6 protein-coding genes and 1 pseudogene are annotated in these 4658 nt (G+C 33.6%); 2 read left to right on the top strand and 5 right to left on the bottom strand.

The features are described 5' to 3' along the window. From RYL88_RS11585 to RYL88_RS11595, 3 genes are all read right to left on the bottom strand, one after another. A partial coding sequence (locus RYL88_RS11585; RefSeq protein ID WP_314991472.1) for a hypothetical protein occupies positions 1-439 on the bottom strand: 439 nt, incomplete at its 3' end. A 34-nt stretch (positions 440-473) separates the two neighbouring features. After that, on the bottom strand, positions 474-1367 hold the full coding sequence (locus RYL88_RS11590; RefSeq protein ID WP_314991474.1) for a hypothetical protein: 894 nt from the start codon (positions 1365-1367) through the stop codon (positions 474-476). Positions 1368-1612: 245 nt separating this feature from the next. After that, complete coding sequence (locus tag RYL88_RS11595) at positions 1613-2311, bottom strand: hypothetical protein (RefSeq protein WP_314991476.1); 699 nt, start codon at positions 2309-2311, stop codon at positions 1613-1615. Positions 2312-2605: 294 nt separating this feature from the next. On the opposite strand from RYL88_RS11595, the gene RYL88_RS11600 reads away from it, so the two are divergent. Further along, positions 2606-2758, top strand: coding sequence for a hypothetical protein (locus RYL88_RS11600; RefSeq protein WP_314991478.1), 153 nt, complete (start codon positions 2606-2608; stop codon positions 2756-2758). A 175-nt stretch (positions 2759-2933) separates the two neighbouring features. Here the strand turns inward: RYL88_RS11600 and RYL88_RS11605 are convergent, their stop codons facing one another. Next, on the bottom strand, positions 2934-3191 hold the full coding sequence (locus tag RYL88_RS11605) for a hypothetical protein (RefSeq protein WP_314991479.1): 258 nt from the start codon (positions 3189-3191) through the stop codon (positions 2934-2936). Then, a complete protein-coding gene (locus RYL88_RS11610; protein ID WP_314991481.1) occupies positions 3191-3637 on the bottom strand; it encodes a hypothetical protein in 447 nt (148 codons plus the stop codon). The genes RYL88_RS11605 and RYL88_RS11610 overlap by 1 nt, the downstream gene beginning before the upstream one ends. Before the next feature lie 212 nt (positions 3638-3849). Between RYL88_RS11610 and RYL88_RS11615 the strand changes: the two are divergent. Beyond that, positions 3850-4658 (top strand): annotated as a pseudogene (locus RYL88_RS11615) (IS1595 family transposase); the annotation flags it as partial.

Raw genomic sequence — 4658 nt, forward strand, 5'->3', positions numbered from 1 at the left:
AACTATGGCCTGTTAATGTCAAATAGCTCTTAGCCTCTTCGATAGAACAGTTTTTGTCTTTGGCTATCTTTGCCAATGCTTTATAAGTAAATTCCAGAGCATAACTATATTGGATATTTATATTTCCAAGGCCTATGATAGCGTCCACTTCTATATCTACTCGGCTTTCGGTTCCGCGAAAAGCTAGCACATAGTTGCCGCTTCCTTTAAAATCACCATTATTATTTGCTTCTCCTCTTTCAAGCAAGAGCGCTTGCATATCCGTATCGTCGTTGTCGACATAGTCGATGACTTTATAGGTATTATTTAGTTTTACATTGTGACCTTTGTCGTCTTTGAAAGTATCTGTTACTCCAATTTCTTTATTTTCTTTTAAGTCTCCATAGACCATCTGAGAAATTAATCCCAACTCCATAATACTACTTTCTATTGTATTCATAGCATATCCTTATTAATTCATTTTATTTTTGTAATCATATCGGACAAGTTAAATAACTCTCCAAAAACGTAATACCTATTTTTGATTCTAAATCTTCGCAATCACAAAACGATTTCCAATTTATTTTGCCTCCCGTCGATAGGTTCGGAAACATATTGTAGTAATAGTTATGATACTCCCTTTTGTATGCGATTATCTCGGATGTTTTATTGTTTATCAGCTTAAATTCGGTAGCAATGAGAAAATTTGAGCTAAATTTATCTAGCTTAATCTCGTCAAATTTTGCGGTATAGTTCGTTTCCGGTATTTTATCTTTTGTAGTAGTTGTTTGTATAATCATTTTATTCCGAATCTCTTTTGATTTATTCATGAGCTTAAATATCGACTCTTTTTGCATATCAATTTTATTTATATATCTACTATGCTCGTCCGATTTATATTTTATTATTCCGTCTTCAAGCTTTTTGCGTACTTCTTTTTCTAGAGTATCGCAGATACCCATGGCCTTATCAAGCTCTTTTTCGGTTTCTTCATATTCTTTTAATTCGCTGGAATTCTCATTAAATGAAAAAACGGTCACGTTTTCGTCGGGTAAATTTAAAGCCAAAGTTTTTATATGGACACCGTCGACAAACCTCCCCTTGATCCAGTTTATGTTCGCATCCTCAAAGGGACGAACATTATCCTCAAAATAAATACTCTCCGGATACTCTACCGTTTCTTTTATAAAGGCCTTTGGAGCGGTAGCGCAGTAATATGCCCCAAGAATGTTTGTGATGATGATGTCGTAAGTGGGGATTAGAAATAGTGCAGTCGCTACTATGCCTCTGATCCAAATTTTCTTAGCGTATTTTACGGTGATAACCATAACTACGGTACTAACTGCCAAGTAAGGAATAACGTAAAAAAGTAAGATTATCATACCCATAGCATCTCCTTTAAAGATGCAACAAAGTAAAGAGCGAAGCCGGCGTCGTTGTGTTGCATATTTAATCCTTTATAAAAATACATATGCAAATTTAATAGCCTAGATAACTTTTCACGATAATAGTATTCTACTCTTACGTATTTTAGATTATTATTAAATTTATAAGAAATCTTATCTATTTTTTCTTAACCTTTACTATCTTTTACGTATTATAGTTTTAGTAATAATATTTTGGAAACTTGTTACTAATTGCTTTCTCCTTTAGAATTTTTTATTAAAATTTCACTTATATCATTATACCCGCAATATTCGCCATGCAATTCACTAGAGAAGGATGATACCACTATTTCTAATTGACTATAGGGCCTAAACACTTTATATGTTTTTGCAATAAGTCTGTCAGTATTTTTTAAAAATACATTGCCATCATGCACAACTGTTGTATTTTTGGGACAATATTGCACATCTTTATCACATAGATCACTTTTCTGTGTATTTAATATACGATATTCTCTATTTTTTATCTCATCAATAGAATAATTACTATTCACAATCTCCACATAGTATTCCTTATTTTCACACATTTTTTGAAATACATATAAGTTCATAACTTGCCTATAATATAAAAAGCAAATTAGTATCGTAATTATCAAGACAACCATCATATGAATTTTAGGTTTAAATTTATAGAATGTGGCTAGAACCAGCATAGTTGTAAACATTGTTACAGGCTCAAGCCGGTATAGAAACATGATAATCGGTAAAATAAGTAAAATTTTAAATACAGGATGTAGGTTTTCTGAAATAACTCGATAAATGATGACACACCAAAGTAATGCGTAAAACGGAAGTAAATAAACAATCTCTGCATTAATCATTAAAGAGCCACAAAAGCTCAAGGATGGGAATACAAAAACCATTATAAGAGGTTTTGAACTATGCATACTTAATCCTTTATAAAAAATACATATGCAAATTTAATAGCCTAGATAACTTTTCACGATAATAGTATTCTACTCTTACGTATTTTAGATTATTATTAAATTTATAAGAAATCTTATCTATTTTTTATTAACCTTTACTGTCTTTTACGTATTATAGTTTTAGTAATAATATTAGGGTATCGGCATTTAAAAAGTCTCGTTTTAGTACTAAAGTATCGCTCGTCTTTTTTACCGATGATCCGCAAGAGGTAAGACCCCCGGCGATGGAAAAACGCCAAATAAAGCTACCAAGCTATGAGAGGAGGAAGGCAAAAAGTATCAAATTTCCAAGGACGAAACGCGCGCGCCGCTTTTTGCTCGCCTCTTAAAACCTATGCCGGAGAATATGCCGCGACAGACGCGACTAGCTACGAGAGAGGAAAGACTAAAATCACGGCAAGCGAGTAAAGTACGAAAAACAAAGACGAAAAAAGGAAAAATAGCAAAAAGGGAGCACGAAAAAGGAGGACGAGCGCCGATTTTCTATATTTTATAGATTAGTAGAAGCAAAAGGCGCACCGATAATCCTAAGATTATATGTTATAACCTATTTAAAGATATTAGAATTAAATATCTTTAAATACTATAAGATAACCCCGTTTTGCGCAGCATAGTCCTTTATCAATTTTCTAACTAATTGAGACATCGTCCGCGTTTCTTTATAGGACTGTTCCTTTAAAAAGTCTAATTCTTTTTGAGAAGCGTAAAAAGATAGGTTGGTCTTTTTAACTTTATTGTTCTTTAGCGATTTTACCGGTTTAATCTCGCTATGTATTATTTGATCTATCGAAGGCTTTGGAGTATTAACTAAAAAATCGCCTGCTATCTGCGTATTTGCCATTATTTAACCTTTTTTTGTTTGATATATTTTAAAAGTTCTACGTACTGGGCGATAAAACTGCCGTATTGATTCTTACTTAGCCCGTTTTCCTCATATAGCTCAATAAAGCTCTTACCTGATCCGATTGAATTTTTAAAGATCTTGCTAAACTTTAGATAAAAATATTCTACCGGTACTACCTTGTTGTCTATCAAATAACGTCCGATCATTTCAAGGTCGGCTTTATTTTCAAGCGCAGAGCAAATAACGATGATCTTGCCTGAGACGTAATCTGCTATTTGGCTAAGCGTATCATGCGTTCTATAGATAGAATTCCAATCCGGAATACACGGGACTATCGCAAAATCGCACTCCTTTATAATATCTAGTATCTGATGATCTACAAAACCGCCAAAATCATACACGCAGTCGTCTATGTTTTCAAGTTTTGCGGATATTCGCGCCATTTTCGGGTATATCTTAGGAACTAAGCTATTATCGTTGCTTTGATAATATAAGCCCAGATCTTTTGCTATGCTAAATGCGATGGGCGTTTTTCCAACGCCCCCTTTTAAATTTAGGCTCTCTTTAACTTAAGCTCACACAAAGGAGCAGTAAGTTACGATGAGAGCTATGGTCTTGAAAAGTAACGAGCGTAGCGAAGTTAAAAAACAAATATATAATCCGTTCCCGAATTTCAGAGAAGAAATTTAGAGAAATTTTAAAGTATTTTGTAGAAGATATAGAGGCTACTAAAATAGCAAAATTAACTGAGATTTCTAGAATTTCCATTAACAAGATTCTAAAAAATATCAGAATTTTGATGTCTAAAGAGTGTGAAAAGATATCTAAGTTTTCAGGTGAAATTTCCAAGCCCGCCTAGAAGCTTTGCTTTGAAATAGATGAAAGCTACTTTGGATCTAAAAGAGTAAGAGGTCTTGTGCTTGCACTCTCTTTGAGAAAAGAGGCAGAGGCGCAGCAAATAAAACTCCAGTGTTTCTATTTCGCTACGCTCATAGCTGTAAACAGACGGAATGCTTAAAAGAGACGGTAGGGTTTATACTCAAATAGTTAAAAATTGCTCTGCAAATGAACTAATGCCCATACTATCAGAATTTAGCGATCTGGACGAGAGCGTTATTTACTCTGATTGTTGGAAGGCTTATGACGGATTGGTTGATTATGGAGCTAAAGAGCACTACAGAGTAAAACACTCAAAGAATGAATTTTAGCTACGCTATGCTTGCTACTTTACAAGAAGCAAATGGTAAAATCATATCAACGGCATTGAGAATTTCTGGGGATATGCTAAACATAGATTATCTAAATTTAAAGGCATTAAGAAAGAGAATTTCTTGCTTCATCTTAAAGAGTGTGCTCTGCTTGCAGCTACGAACGTAGTGAAGTAGAGTTTAGATACAATAACAGTAAAGATACAAAAACTTTCTATCATATTTTACTAAAGATGATAAGAGAGAATCAGCTTAA

It is taken from the genome of uncultured Campylobacter sp. (genome assembly GCF_963517995.1).
Taxonomy (GTDB): Bacteria; Campylobacterota; Campylobacteria; order Campylobacterales; family Campylobacteraceae; genus Campylobacter_A.

Coding starts and splice junctions, on each gene's coding strand:
- RYL88_RS11610 (WP_314991481.1), bottom strand. CDS start 3,637: ATGGCGCGAATATCCGCAAAACTTGAAAACATAGACGACTGCGTGTAT.
- RYL88_RS11600 (WP_314991478.1), top strand. CDS start 2,606: ATGAGAGGAGGAAGGCAAAAAGTATCAAATTTCCAAGGACGAAACGCG.
- RYL88_RS11590 (WP_314991474.1), bottom strand. CDS start 1,367: ATGGGTATGATAATCTTACTTTTTTACGTTATTCCTTACTTGGCAGTT.
- RYL88_RS11605 (WP_314991479.1), bottom strand. CDS start 3,191: ATGGCAAATACGCAGATAGCAGGCGATTTTTTAGTTAATACTCCAAAG.
- RYL88_RS11595 (WP_314991476.1), bottom strand. CDS start 2,311: ATGCATAGTTCAAAACCTCTTATAATGGTTTTTGTATTCCCATCCTTG.